Origin of the sequence: Nitrospira sp. (assembly GCA_016788885.1) — a bacterium.
In the GTDB taxonomy this organism is placed as follows: domain Bacteria; phylum Nitrospirota; class Nitrospiria; order Nitrospirales; family Nitrospiraceae; genus Nitrospira_A.
This window is the reverse complement of record JAEURX010000010.1, coordinates 1-12,102: the sequence shown is the minus strand read 5'-3', so window position 1 is coordinate 12,102 and position 12,102 is coordinate 1. Positions and strand designations below refer to the sequence as shown.

Here is a 12,102-nt window from a genome sequence, read left to right as displayed (position 1 = left end):
TCAGCCCGCAATCTTCTTCGTGAGTGAGCGAATGATGCTATATTGCGCCTCTGTTGACAGCGGCTGCTTCTTCGGGTCATGCGTCACGGTTTCTACCCGTGCAGCAAACGCCTTCCCCTTGAACGCAGTGGTGCTTAATCGATCGGTCCGGCTCGGCCAACGACCTAATGCCAGAGCACAGGCCCGCACGAGCTTGGAGCTTGGGGCAAGGCTCTTTTTCCCCTCCCGTGGAGAGGTGCGACACGCCATGTACAGCTCAACCCCGTGATGTTCGCCCGCAGTTGTGACGCGGAACCAGAGCAAGGTGCGCTGATGATTGAAGCACCAGAACGGCTTCACGGCACGGACAAAGCCTACGTCATAGTCCCCCGCAGGGATCAACGCCCCTCGCTCACCGGCGATCCCAAAGTCGAAATCCGCCTCTTCCTCGGCGCTCACCTTCGGAACGGTTTTCAGTTTCGGTTTCATCGCGTCTCTTCGTGAGTGGCTGCCTGCTTGAAGTGCTCCAGCAGTACATGTCGTTCAAAGCGAATGGCATGCTTCGAAAGGCGAATATGGGGAAGCTGCTTGACTCGCACATAGAGGAAATTGGGTGAGCATCGAAGCTCCTTCGCGGCTTCTCGAATCGTTAACAACTCATTCATGTGTGTCCCTCCGTTGTGGTTAAGATTTACTCGCGTTCACTTTCTCTCACATGAAGTAACACGGCCTTGAAAACTTGTCAGGAAATATTTTTCGTGACTACGTACAATAACCTAAAATGACATAAAATGACTTCGAACGTCATGAGCGGAACAGGAGAGAACTCAAGCGCCGCATCCATTTACAGGCCCTCTTCGACCTCCGTAGCAATCATCTGCTCCAGACATTTGTGCAGCATCACGAAACCGCTCGACATCTTTTCCAATCCGTCGATGATGAGCGGATCAACGTTGGGAAGCTCTCGCATGTTCAACGCATGTCCCTTCAACAGTTCGATAATGTCTTTGACGTGGATCAGGCTAACGCTATTTTCTACAGTCTCCATACCCCACCCCTTGTTATGCGGCGTCTGATTGTGTACCGATTCCAGGGCGACGCCTTGCCTGTAGAATCGCTTGTTCATGACTGACCCAGGGCAGGGCTTAGGCCGCGCCCTGATCGTTCGTCCTAGAGCCATTCAGCGAGTCAGCATGGTCACTTGGTCCCCTGCTGTTCCTCCGAAACCAGGCTCGCAATTCGGTCAGATCTAGCCGGACATCTGACCCAAGACGATACTGGGGAAAGTCTCGCCTGCCCATCTGTTTGCGCAAGAACGACTCACTACAGGCCAGCTCTTGCGCGGCCTGCTTTACATTCACGAGCGGCATAACTTTCCCCCTTTCAGGCAATAAAAAAGGCCGACTATGGGATGAACTCCCACAGTCGGCCTTTGCGTTCGATGAGCCGAATTATGTCACAACATCAGGCAGCTATACGGTCTTGCGCTGAACGCGGTCAGTGCCTTGGCACTGTTTCAGCTCGCAGCGGACCTAGGCTTCTACCCATAGCTGCCCACGCGGTAACTACGTATGCTATCTTGTCCAAACAGGTCTCACTATAGCATACCTCAGCACAACCCGCGTACATTAAGTTATGGCCTATACACCTTCCACCTACAGGAAGCCGAGCCTTCTCGGCTGGACACGGCGAGCATGTGCCCCAGTACCCGCCGTGTCACCAGCCTGAAGCCGCTCTCACCAGCTCAAGGCCCTGAGCTTCGCCAATTTCTCTGCGGCCACATGCAAGACCGTCACTGATTGGCCCACAGCTTCTAACTCGCCGACCTCTTGCAGTCGATGCTGCACGATGGCTAAGAGGTCCAACACATCTGTTACCTCACTGGCCGTGTGCGTGGCTCGAAATGCCATTTGCTGTTTCACAGTCATGATTGCCCCCATTTTTCTGGCGTCAATGTTATGCCGATCCTCGGTGACGCCTGCCGTTGAGGACCGATAGTATTCTGCCGACAATCGCCCAAGCCCAGGCCAACTTCATGCCGCTGGGTGATCGCCCTTCCTGGCCGAGCCTGACAAGACTTCTGCCAAGCTCTTTGCAGGCTTGGCGCGACGCTCAAGCCCAAGTTGGGACAGATACCGGGCTAAACCATCGGCGAGTTGTTGCCGCTGAAGGACAACCGGATAGACCGTCCGCTTTCTCGCATTCACAAGACTACCTTGCTGAAGTAGCCAGGCGTCTATTGAATCCAGGAGCAACTTGGTTCTCACGGCTAGCTCAATCAAGGTCTGTTGTTGCGCCGAGATCGTATCCTGCCCTCCGAGATCGGCAATCAATTCACCTCGCCATGCTTCCAACGCTTTGCCAACCTTGGATCGACGGTCAATTGCACGGTTACCAAGGGTCTTTATGGCCCGTTTCATGGTGGTAAGGCCGTGCGTTCTGCCGGTTATCGTTGCTTCGTTGCACATTTGAGTATCATTCATGTTAGCCACACTTTCGCCACAAATAGATAATTTCATCTGCTAAATCATTTACTTACAGAGAGTCCGCGAATCTCCAATTCCAGCCCGCCAAAGGCTCGCCTCGGAGCCTCCAATACAACCATTTCATTACAACTGCCCCAAAAATGAGAACTTGGCGAATGCCAGTTCTTCTGGCAATATGCCGCGCATTTCCACCATAAAGGAGACTGTATGGCTCTTGTGTCGAAACCATTCCTGCTATTCATGGCAATTTCATTATCCATCGTCTTTCCTTTAATGAGCGGTTGCGCCAGTGGTCCCCCAACCCAAGAAGAACTTTCTAATGCAGACTACGGGCCCCCTATCTCTCAAGAGTTAGCCCAACGGCAAGCTTTAGAATTTCTCAAAGGAAGCCTAAAAGACCCTGATTCAGCAAGAATTGATTGGTCCACTGTGTCCCCTGGATGGATGAGAGAAGCTCCTCTTCATGGTGGTTCACTTAAGTTTGGTTACGTACTAAATGCAAGTGTCAACGCCAAGAACAGCTACGGCGGATACATCGGCTATAAGCCATTCAAATTTCTGTTCTTCAATGGAAAAATTATTAGCGTTTATGCCCAACAGGAACTCGGCTCGGGTTACAGCACAACCTCATACATGGGTAAAATCTACTGACCTTCACTGAGGAAGATCATGCCCACCAATCTATGAATCGCACTTGGTCGGTTTGCAGGCGTTTTTTCTCTTCGCTCAGAACCGATGACGGACAGCTTTATGTCGTTGCCAGCTTTTCCTTTAATTTACCCTCGTCTCGCTGTGGCCGAATTGTGGCAGAACTATATTGCCCGATCGGTTTTGATCGGTTCCTCCGCTACCTCTGACTCTTCTGTAAGTGATTGAGAACGAAACGATGAGATGGGATGAGTACTTATAGTCTCTGATACTGTGGGGGTTTCAAATCTCGCCCCCTCCGCCAAACTGCTGTAGATCTTGGGCTGGAGGAGAGTCGAACACACTCACGCTCATTTCGTGAGTAGGACTGATTCCCATTTCACGCACTAGCCGCTGCAGATAGATTTCGAGAGGGATTGCCTTAAGCGCCGTGTGTTGAGTGAACCCGTATTCAGTCTAAGCTTGAGGTCCCGAGCCGGTCACTTGTTTGGTTGCCGCAGACAGCCATTTTTCGATCACGAGCGCCAGCTCTTCTTTCCTCACGGGTTTACTCAGATAGTCATTCATACCCGCAGCCAAACAGCGTTCAGCGTCTTCGCGTGTGGCATTCGCCGTCAGGGCGATAATAGGAGTTTGACGACCAGCGTGACGTCGTTCATTCATCCGAATCTTTTCTGTGGCTTGGAGCCCATCAAGTTCAGGCATTTGCCAATCCATTAATACCGCCGCGTAAGGAATACGAGCCACTGCGTCAACGGCTTCGAGACCATCTGCCACCACATCGGCACGATAGCCTAACTTTTCCAACATTCGAACAATCACTTTTTGGTTATAGATGTTGTCCTCCGCGACCAAAATGCGCGGACGCCTGGCAGAGGCCGCCTCCCCAATGACATGCCGAGTCACCAATACACGCGGAGGATCCTCCGTTCGGCTGACTGCCGGAGTACTCGTCTCTCCCAAAATCATACATAGACAATCATGCAATTGAGCTCGACGCACGGGCTTGGTCAAATAGGCCGCAATCCCCGCGGCTCGAGCCTGCTCAGCCTGTCCGCGTATCCCAACTGATGTCAGCAAAAGAAGGCGCGTCGCGCCCAAGACAGGATCGGTGCTAATGGCGCGCCCTAACTCAAATCCATCCATGTCAGGCATCTGCAAGTCAAGAATCGCTGCATCAAAGGGTGTTCCTAGGGCGTACGCCGTTCTCAAGAGCTCCAGCGCCTGGGGTCCGCCGGACGCGGAGACGCTCGACATCTCCCACTGTGACGCATATTGCTCCAGAATACATCGGTTGGTGGCGTTATCATCCACGATGCATATCCGCTTTCCCTTGAGGACACCTCCGGGGATAGCCGGGATCGGCGCGGGGTTGGTTTGCTTGGACAGCAGTATGGTAAATCGAAATGCCGTCCCCTGACCGACTTCACTTTCCAGAATGATTTGCCCGCCCATCTGTTCCACCAACTGCTTGCAAATGGCCAAGCCAAGTCCAGTCCCGCCAAACTTTCTCGTCGTTGAACTATCGGCTTGCGAAAAGGGTTGGAACAACTTCGCTTGTGCCTCCTTCGAGATTCCAATACCGGTGTCCTTCACCATGAAGTGGAGTTGGACGTGGTCGCGTTGTTCTTCTCCCCGGGTCACATGAATCATGACCTCACCGCGTTCCGTAAACTTCACCGCGTTGGCTGTCAAATTCACGAGAATTTGCCGCAATCGTCCGGGATCACCCCGTAAGGATTCCGGGACGTCCGCACGCAGCAGACACCCCAGTTCCAACCCCTTCCGCTGCGCCTCTTCGATCGACAAGTCCAACGCCTCCTCAACGATCGTCCGAAGATCAAAATCGATCTGCTCAAGTTTGAGCGCGCCGGCCTCAAACTTCGAAAAATCCAGGATATCGTTGACGATGTGTAACAGACTTTCGCTGGAACGTCGGACGATTTCCGCATATTCGCGCTGTTCGGATGTCAAGGGAGTGTCCATCAAGAGGCCCGTCATTCCAATGATCCCATTCATTGGCGTGCGAATCTCATGACTCATGGTCGCCAGAAATGCGGACTTCGCTACGGTGGCTGCCTGCGCCTCGACCAAGGCCAGATCCAACGCCCGATTTTTCTCCTCGAGTGTCCCCGCATACGCACTCACGTTGGCTTGGCTCTCACGAAGTGAGGCCTCTGCGGCTTTGGCTGTTCGACTCTCATGTTGAGCAGAGAGATGTTCTTTCTGCACGCGTTTCATCGTCCACAGCAACACACCGAAGACGGGACATACCACGACGCTGCCCGCGAGGCCAAGATTCCAGAGAATGGAATGGACTCGCCTCAAGACGTCGTCTCGATCCACATGCATGAGGACCGTCCAGTGCATTCCTTCGAATTTTCCGAGGGGGTGCGTTTTGCTATACCCAGTGATAATTGGAACATGGCGATGTGGATGCGCCTCTTCCACATACCCCGAGGAAGACTGCTCCGCCAACAGGGCAGAGGACAAGCCTAGTTGCTTGAGGTTAACATTCCCTTTAAACTGCAATTCGGACTGAACAAATGCCACACCTGATTTGGTCAGAAACTCATAGGCCACCCCTCCCTGCAGACCTTCACGCTGTTGATACGCCAGCAGGGTTTGAATCAACACATTTTCTAAGCTGGTCATTGAGACACGTGTCGTAATGGTCCCCAGAAATTCTCCGTGGGATCCTTTCATCGGCGCGGTAAGTTCGACGGCGTCCACTCCTCCCATGATGGCGAATGGTTCGATATCACCAACATGGACCGACCCTCCGTGCAACACCGACTGAAACCAGGATTCAGCACTGTAGTCACGACCGACGGTTGTCGAGTCCGTCGCGACGACAACCTGCCCCCGCTCGTTGGTGATCCCTAGCCACAGATATTCCGGATACAATTCCTTCATGCGATCTAGATATTCACGCTGGTATTTCCGATCAGCCGCTCGCGCGCTCATGAGATTGGCGGCCATAAGGACATTGCTGTAGCGCTCGAATAGAAAGCGGTCCAATTTGTCGGCTACATCCGTTGCGGCCAGGGCCACCGTTTCACCGGATGACGCGACGAGGTGTGCTTCCACATAATGCAAAGCCAACGCACTGATCGTGAGTGTGGCAAACAAAAGAATCACGATCAGCGAGGGAAGCCATGCATACAGGCGAGACGAATCCTCGTGAGAGAGTGTCGATTCCATAGCCTGGGATGTCTGCGCATCGGAGCTCAAGACCATACCATTTGCAGATACCACCGCCCCCTGTGGCTCCTCCATAGGCAGTCCTTCCGCAGATTTCACTAAACCAGCGTCGGTAAGCGCGATGCGGTCGGCCACTTCATGCGACGAATGACCAGTAGAGGAGTCCCGAGCGACCATGAGGCTTGTTACCACGTGTCTGGCTGGCCCAGACATTCATTCCTAACGAATCCGGCGAATTGATTCGCGAGACATCAAGATTGCATTCGAAAATCGCACCGTGTAAACCGACTCTGCGGATTCCTCAGGCGCCGATAGGCGTACGTTATACGGCAAGCAAACAGGGAGCGGCGATGAACGTCTTGGCATGACCGGACGATACCGCTGGAATCTTGGCATATCTACGATCATCGCGACCTCTTTGCAGTGCAGCTGCGGAGAGGGATTCTTCTGTATCCATTCTACGGAATGCACTTCTTGCCTACACGTCCACTACGCCGAGCGAGTCTTCCGACAACGTCGTGGTGTCTTTATCGGTCGAATTTTCTTCAGACTTAACAACGTACGATATAGAACAAGCTGTCCCAGCGTGATATCCCCTCACGGTATTCCTGATACTCGGTTATCCAGGGATAGAACCTCAAATAGGTCATAACGCCATGCTTATCTCCTGGTAAAAGCTTGCTCCATGGAGCAAGCGCGAAGGGTCAATATCCGCCAAATCCGCCAAGGTCCCTGCTGCAGACAACTGAATGATCAGGATCTATAATATTGCCCCCTGCGCGACCATTCCTATCCTGCTCAGAACAGACAACTACCCAACGATCTCTTGTCCAGTTGGACACCCTTGCCGATAGGCTCAATCATCCCAGGCTCGCGAGTGAGACCGCATCCAAAGATGCCTCGTGATTGAGCATGACACAGCAGGTGTGTCCAGTACGCCATCCAACATGAGATCGACCTCGTCAAGTAAGACTATCCCTCCGAACAACTACGCACTTGCGTGAACGGCCGATCACATGGTTGACTGAAAAAGGGTGAAGGTCTCTGCCTTGGTTGTGCCCACCCAGGGCGGGAAGAGGTCTCGGCATCCTCCTGGCGAGATCTGCCTTCACCCCCAAAACTTCAACAATCAGATCACTTTTTATTTCGTCACTTTCCTACGCGACATTCGTCCGCAGATGGCCCAGGCTGCACAAAATCATCTACAAGATGAGACATATCAAGCAACACATTGATATATAAATACTTTACAGATAAATGAACGACACGAAAAACATGTAGTGACGTTCCTTTCATTCCCCTCTTTTGCTTCATCCCCCTCCCCTCCTCCACGGTATTCTCAGCCTCCTACTTGCTCGGTATTGTTGAGCATGCACGATTCGCAACGCATCACGGCCCCCTTCGGAAATTCACTGCAGCCAACACCCCATCTCATAGGAGGCTCCATGCACAAACAGGTTGGGAAAATCGGATCGGTGCGCCGGGAACTTCACGGGAAAGCCTGTTCATTCTGCGGTGGCCAGAAATACCAGTTGGTACTCCGATCCCAGAGCTCGCCGGGCAACGACGGCCTGTTCGCTCGCTGCAGCCACTGTCAGCGGGCAAAGGAACTCGATGAAGAACTTGGCCGGATTCTTTGGATGTAGAAGACCCTACATGGTCATTGCCTTCACCAACCATCGACCGCTGCACGAGGAAATATGGCAAACTCTCAAAAGAGTTCGCGCACACGAAACCACCAAAAGTCACATGCGTTGCGCATGCTGCTCACCAGCGGCGTTGTTCGATCGGCCGATATCGATCCTCCCTCCATGGGCATCCCGCGTTCACAGATACGCTCGCCCAGCCCGGTCCCGTCGAGAAATGCGGTGCAGACAAGACTTATTCACATGACACATTACAAGCGGCATCAGGGGCTGCTCTCGCAATGGCAATCCACCTTCGCGGATATTCTGAAAGAGTTCGCGAAGCGCTAACCGAGAGGTCTCGTCGGTGCCCGATCACACCACAGCTTTAGCAACCAGACTCACTTCCTGAAAATCATTCACGAGAATCACTTGAGTGCACTCCATGCTCTGGGGTATGATCCCCCTTCTTCTTTCCGAGAAGGGAGATCACATTCGAGCAATCGTGGGTCAGATATCCCAAACAGGGTCCTAGATATGGGAGTGCGGAGAGGTGGCCGAGTGGCCGAAGGCAACGGTTTGCTAAACCGTCACAGGGCCAAAAGCCTTGTCGCGGGTTCAAATCCCGCCCTCTCCGCCACCCTACGATGAAGGTTGATTTTTCGACGGTGATCCTGTAGACAGAAGCCCCCTCTCGAATTCTGCCGGAATGCCGAGGTAGCTCAGTTGGTAGAGCACAGCCCTGAAAAGGCTGGTGTCGACAGTTCGATTCTGTCCCTCGGCACCATAAATCGCGCACTTAGAGATTGTTCTACGTATGATGGTGGCACCTGAGTGGCAGTAAGTGGCACCTCAGAGGGATTTTCACCGTTCAGAAAAGCCCCGGTGAACGACTCCAAGCGAGTGACCGCATCGCGCAATCGACCGTCCCAATTGTGAATGTAATACTTTGCTGAACCAGGAAGCGGCTCGCCTTTCAGGGTCTGAATCACAGCATAATCCACACCTCATTGCATCAGCCAAGTCGCGAAGGTTTGCGCAGGTCGTGAAAATGCAGGTCATGAATCCCTGCCCTCTCACACGTTCTCATCCAACTATGTTTGAACGAGTTCCCATTCTTCCATTGGCCAAAGAATCGCCCGCCAATCCGAGATAGCCCTCCGAACAGTGCTTCATATGCCAAGCGGTTAAGAGGGATTGTTTTGGGAACGCCCTTGATCTTCGTTCGACCAGGCGCCGGCGCCATCCACCACCCGTCTCCCCGCTGCATCAGCCATTCTTCATGAGTCTCAATGAGCTTGTTCTCGCGCAAGCCAATCTGGAGCGCTGCCATGATGAGACGCCAAACTTGTGGCGAGGCAGTCGCCTTAAGTTTCAACAATTCCCATCCTTCCAGCACGCGCTCACGTTTCACATACTCAGGCACCGGAAGGAGTTTGAGTCGATTCCTATCAAGCCGATCCATATCCACGGCCAGATTCAGCACGGCCATTAATACCGCACATTCCCTCATGACAGCTGCGATGAACTGAATACTTACAAGACTTTTCCGAGATCCGGCTAAACTTAGAATAAAGTGTCAGATAGCATTCTGATAATGCACGTATTTAGTCGTACACATTTACTTGACGCGAAATACCTGAAAAAGTACCCTCCTTCCGGTTTGAGACAATTTTGCACTGCATGGAAACGCTTACAGCGGTGGGCCTCAACAGCCCTAGGCCCTGATCACAGGTAAATGCGCTGCTGATGGCAGATGATTTTAACGACAAAGGAAAAATTATGAACGTGGTTTTTTTGATTATCGGCATATTCCTACTCTTAGGCTGTGTCCCCAAGGACATGATTCCTAAGAATGAAGGTGAACCTCCAAGTTTATGTATGGAGTTTAAGGCGACTGACACTGATGGGCTTAGTGATACATATGTTGCAAATCGCGCGTTCTGGAGAACCTTCAATGCACACTACTCTCGAAAGAATGCAATCTCTGACTCAGATGATCACCGCAAGTTAGTGGTATTCATGGACGGCACCGGGAATGATAAATCTTCATCAACAAACGTGAGAAAACTTTATCGACTCGCTGTGCAACATGCCTGTAGCGGGAAACGAATAATTCCCTATTATGACAAGGGTGTGGGCGCGAAATGGATTGACCGTGTGACTGGTGGCATCGGAGGAAGGGGAACTAGTTTAAACATACGCCAAGCCTATAGGTTCTTGGTCGAGACATACCTGCCAGGGGATGAAATTTATATCATCGGCTTCAGTCGTGGAGCATTTACTGCAAGATCACTAAATGGACTGATCGAGTTCGCAGGTCTTGTCGATAGAGGAAGCATCCCGAAGAAATGGTATGACACTTTTGAGTGGATTGGTGCGACAAACCTTCACTTCAGCATAGGCGCACTTTATGACGTATATCATCAGGACTTTGATGGCACGGCTGAATTCGAAGAGAGAATCAGAGGAGAGCTAAGAGCCTTGATGGAACATCGCGGCATGACCGCATACCAAGACAAGCACAAAGTGAAGATCACTGCAATAGGTGTATTTGACACAGTCCCTGCCTTGGGATTGATTCGCGATGACGAGCCAGACGACCACAGAGTGGAACTCTACGCGGACAATGGTTTCCATGCACTAGCGCTAGATGAGCAACGAGACGACTTTCGCCTGCTTCGATTTGATCCCTTACGAGCTATCCCGGGAAGTCGTCTTGAAGAGGTGTGGTTTGCCGGGGTGCATTCAGATGTGGGAGGAAGCTATTCCCTAGAATACAATTGCACATCAAAAGACAACTTCAATGGCCTTGCGACAACGCCATTGAACTGGATGTTAAAAAAATTCTCGACGTTTGACATCTTCCCACCTACAGACGAGTTGATCAAATTAGCCGATCAGGAGAAAAACGGATTCCTTCAGTGTGGCTGCGCCCATGAGGCGAATCCGTTTATTGAGTGCAATTGCGGCCTCTTACATGACGAATTTTTTGATGGGGGATTTGGGCTTTTTCAGAACATGGGAACGTTTCCGCGGAGGCCGCATCCAGGCGATAGCATTCACAAGAGTGTGCCTCAGAGAATCAAATCTGCAAAAATATTTAAGCCTCATGCTCGACGTGAGGCTGGAGGACGATATCTGTTCTTAGGCCGCGCCACCTCAGGTAGTATCGATGAATTCTTCGAAAAACATTTTAAGGTCGTAGAATAACCTCCTTTACAATGGGGATAGAGCTCGCCGATGGCAGCCAGAAAAATGAGTTCGACGATGCGAAAATTCCTTGTGGCCAGTGCAGTATGGCTGATGGTTGGAGACCATGCATGGGCGGGAAATGACTATGTCAATCCTGTGACCATGTTATTTCCTCCGAACGAAGTATTGTGCTCGCAGGTGGACGACCACAGGCTTGATGTAGGAGCTTCATGTGTCGCCTCAATAAAGGCTGAGATCTCAGAAAATGCTGTCGGTCTGCATCTGCAAGCCAGCGGTGAGTACATCGTGTCGGTGGTGGGAAAGCAAGCGTGGTATGACGCCTCACACGAGCATATCGCCCCTAAGGGTGCCCCAGGAACCTGGCTGATGAATCTGTTTGCCCTGCTAAAGAAGAATCGCGACGCAAAATGGTTTGCTCTTATAGCGGAAATCAAAGGAGTGGACAAATGTCATCTCCACGATTTATCGGAATCTCCGAACCTTCTTGCAGAGGAAGATGGCCCATTGGTTCTCTATGCGAATGATGCTCGAGGATTTTATTGGAACAATCAAGGTGAGATAGCTGTAACAATTTCCCGAAAGAAATAACGGCTGCCAAACCATCCTCATCGAGGTTGTAGATTCTCAAACCGAATTCTCCCGGTAGATGCAATTAATGACGCACAACATTCTCCAAGGACAGTTTCACGCCCTACCAAAGAATGTGTCATCCACAGCAACTGAATTGAGTTAAGTCGATTTCCATACTCAACTTTAAAGTGGGCGGCCCCGCCTTTTTCGTACCAATCTGATGGAGAGTTTCCGGCATAATCCGGCCCTAGAAGGGGAAGGAGAACGCTGTGAAACACAAGCGCTTCAGTGTCGAGCAAATCGTGGCCGTACTCAAGCAGGCTGAGATGGGGGCACCGGTGGCGGATTTGATCCGTCATCTGGGGATTGCTGAA

At 51.8% G+C, this 12,102-nt stretch carries 13 protein-coding genes and 2 tRNA genes; 7 read left to right on the top strand and 8 right to left on the bottom strand.

Annotation, left to right across the window (positions count from 1 at the left end):
• The 6 genes from JNL86_02165 to JNL86_02140 all read right to left on the bottom strand — a co-directional run bounded on the left by JNL86_02165 (position 1) and on the right by JNL86_02140 (position 2,498).
• A complete protein-coding gene (locus JNL86_02165; protein MBL8041707.1) occupies positions 1–468 on the bottom strand; it encodes a hypothetical protein in 468 nt (155 codons plus the stop codon).
• Entirely contained in the window at positions 465–644 is a 180-nt protein-coding gene (locus JNL86_02160) for a helix-turn-helix domain-containing protein (protein MBL8041706.1), read from the bottom strand. The genes JNL86_02165 and JNL86_02160 overlap by 4 nt, the downstream gene beginning before the upstream one ends.
• A 179-nt stretch (positions 645–823) precedes the next feature.
• Positions 824–1,027 (bottom strand): hypothetical protein, encoded by a 204-nt coding sequence (locus JNL86_02155; protein MBL8041705.1) that lies wholly within the window; start codon positions 1,025–1,027, stop codon positions 824–826.
• A 97-nt stretch (positions 1,028–1,124) separates the two neighbouring features.
• The gene (locus JNL86_02150) at positions 1,125–1,349 is read right to left on the bottom strand and encodes a helix-turn-helix domain-containing protein (GenBank protein ID MBL8041704.1); all 225 of its coding nucleotides are present in this window, start codon (positions 1,347–1,349) and stop codon (positions 1,125–1,127) included.
• A gap of 366 nt (positions 1,350–1,715) precedes the next feature.
• Positions 1,716–1,907: a hypothetical protein gene (locus JNL86_02145; GenBank protein MBL8041703.1), complete on the bottom strand. Its 192-nt coding sequence runs from the start codon at positions 1,905–1,907 to the stop codon at positions 1,716–1,718.
• 105 nt (positions 1,908–2,012) lie between these two features.
• On the bottom strand, positions 2,013–2,498 hold the full coding sequence (locus tag JNL86_02140) for a hypothetical protein (protein MBL8041702.1): 486 nt from the start codon (positions 2,496–2,498) through the stop codon (positions 2,013–2,015).
• A 174-nt stretch (positions 2,499–2,672) separates the two neighbouring features.
• On the opposite strand from JNL86_02140, the gene JNL86_02135 reads away from it, so the two are divergent.
• Entirely contained in the window at positions 2,673–3,116 is a 444-nt protein-coding gene (locus JNL86_02135) for a hypothetical protein (protein MBL8041701.1), read from the top strand.
• Positions 3,117–3,569: 453 nt separating this feature from the next.
• On the opposite strand, the gene JNL86_02130 is transcribed toward JNL86_02135, so the two are convergent.
• Positions 3,570–6,392 (bottom strand): response regulator, encoded by a 2,823-nt coding sequence (locus JNL86_02130; GenBank protein MBL8041700.1) that lies wholly within the window; start codon positions 6,390–6,392, stop codon positions 3,570–3,572.
• Between the two features lie 1,370 nt (positions 6,393–7,762).
• Between JNL86_02130 and JNL86_02125 the strand changes: the two genes are divergently transcribed.
• The 4 genes from JNL86_02125 (at position 7,763) to JNL86_02110 (ending at position 8,729) form a co-directional block, all read left to right on the top strand.
• Positions 7,763–7,963, top strand: a complete 201-nt coding sequence (locus JNL86_02125) for a hypothetical protein (protein MBL8041699.1) — start codon at positions 7,763–7,765, stop codon at positions 7,961–7,963.
• Between the two features lie 54 nt (positions 7,964–8,017).
• Positions 8,018–8,293, top strand: coding sequence for a hypothetical protein (locus tag JNL86_02120; GenBank protein ID MBL8041698.1), 276 nt, complete (start codon positions 8,018–8,020; stop codon positions 8,291–8,293).
• A 196-nt stretch (positions 8,294–8,489) separates the two neighbouring features.
• Positions 8,490–8,582 (top strand) — tRNA-Ser (locus JNL86_02115).
• 71 nt (positions 8,583–8,653) lie between these two features.
• Positions 8,654–8,729 (top strand) — tRNA-Phe (locus JNL86_02110).
• A gap of 228 nt (positions 8,730–8,957) precedes the next feature.
• On the opposite strand, the gene JNL86_02105 is transcribed toward JNL86_02110, so the two are convergent.
• The gene (locus JNL86_02105; GenBank protein MBL8041697.1) at positions 8,958–9,434 is read right to left on the bottom strand and encodes a hypothetical protein; all 477 of its coding nucleotides are present in this window, start codon (positions 9,432–9,434) and stop codon (positions 8,958–8,960) included.
• A gap of 257 nt (positions 9,435–9,691) precedes the next feature.
• On the opposite strand from JNL86_02105, the gene JNL86_02100 reads away from it, so the two are divergent.
• Positions 9,692–11,155: a DUF2235 domain-containing protein gene (locus tag JNL86_02100; protein ID MBL8041696.1), complete on the top strand. Its 1,464-nt coding sequence runs from the start codon at positions 9,692–9,694 to the stop codon at positions 11,153–11,155.
• A 30-nt stretch (positions 11,156–11,185) separates the two neighbouring features.
• Positions 11,186–11,746, top strand: coding sequence for a hypothetical protein (locus JNL86_02095; protein MBL8041695.1), 561 nt, complete (start codon positions 11,186–11,188; stop codon positions 11,744–11,746).
• Positions 11,747–12,102: the final 356 nt, after the last annotated feature.

Bases quoted from the DNA above. Each gene is read 5' to 3' on its own strand.
- JNL86_02125 (MBL8041699.1), top strand. From the start codon at position 7,763: ATGCACAAACAGGTTGGGAAAATCGGATCGGTGCGCCGGGAACTTCAC.
- JNL86_02100 (MBL8041696.1), top strand. From the start codon at position 9,692: ATGGCAGATGATTTTAACGACAAAGGAAAAATTATGAACGTGGTTTTT.
- JNL86_02165 (MBL8041707.1), bottom strand. From the start codon at position 468: ATGAAACCGAAACTGAAAACCGTTCCGAAGGTGAGCGCCGAGGAAGAG.
- JNL86_02095 (MBL8041695.1), top strand. From the start codon at position 11,186: ATGGCAGCCAGAAAAATGAGTTCGACGATGCGAAAATTCCTTGTGGCC.
- JNL86_02160 (MBL8041706.1), bottom strand. From the start codon at position 644: ATGAATGAGTTGTTAACGATTCGAGAAGCCGCGAAGGAGCTTCGATGC.
- JNL86_02155 (MBL8041705.1), bottom strand. From the start codon at position 1,027: ATGGAGACTGTAGAAAATAGCGTTAGCCTGATCCACGTCAAAGACATT.
- JNL86_02145 (MBL8041703.1), bottom strand. From the start codon at position 1,907: ATGACTGTGAAACAGCAAATGGCATTTCGAGCCACGCACACGGCCAGT.
- JNL86_02140 (MBL8041702.1), bottom strand. From the start codon at position 2,498: ATGAAATTATCTATTTGTGGCGAAAGTGTGGCTAACATGAATGATACT.
- JNL86_02135 (MBL8041701.1), top strand. From the start codon at position 2,673: ATGGCTCTTGTGTCGAAACCATTCCTGCTATTCATGGCAATTTCATTA.
- JNL86_02130 (MBL8041700.1), bottom strand. From the start codon at position 6,392: ATGGAGGAGCCACAGGGGGCGGTGGTATCTGCAAATGGTATGGTCTTG.
- JNL86_02150 (MBL8041704.1), bottom strand. From the start codon at position 1,349: ATGCCGCTCGTGAATGTAAAGCAGGCCGCGCAAGAGCTGGCCTGTAGT.
- JNL86_02105 (MBL8041697.1), bottom strand. From the start codon at position 9,434: ATGGCCGTGCTGAATCTGGCCGTGGATATGGATCGGCTTGATAGGAAT.
- JNL86_02120 (MBL8041698.1), top strand. From the start codon at position 8,018: ATGGCAAACTCTCAAAAGAGTTCGCGCACACGAAACCACCAAAAGTCA.